1 pseudogene is annotated in these 273 nt (G+C 50.9%); it reads right to left on the bottom strand.

The features are described from left to right. A pseudogene (locus tag AAEY78_RS13070) lies at positions 1-234 on the bottom strand (signal peptidase II); the annotation flags it as partial. Between the last annotated feature and the right edge of the window lie 39 nt (positions 235-273).

The raw sequence follows: 273 nt of genomic DNA, 5'->3' as shown, positions 1-273 counted from the left end.
GGTTTCTGCGAGCCATTTTGTCCATTGATCAAGGATAATCACGACCAGTGACAACAGATACCAGTTAAGCGCAAGGCGACCATTAACGATCATCTTTGGCGTCTTGTTCAGTCGACTCTTCGGCGTCGATGAGCTACCCGTAGTGGCATGAGCCGGTTTAGGTGAACTGTCGACGTCAATAGGCACCTGCTTATCGTCAGGCGAATTTGTTGGATTAGGCGTTGAGTTAGGCATAGTGGCGCACCTCTCCATCACCGCTGACGTTGGTTGCAC

This window comes from Psychrobacter sp. 16-MNA-CIBAN-0192 (assembly GCF_040309565.1).
In the GTDB taxonomy this organism is placed as follows: domain Bacteria; phylum Pseudomonadota; class Gammaproteobacteria; order Pseudomonadales; family Moraxellaceae; genus Psychrobacter.
This window is presented reverse-complemented; position numbering and strand designations above follow the sequence as displayed.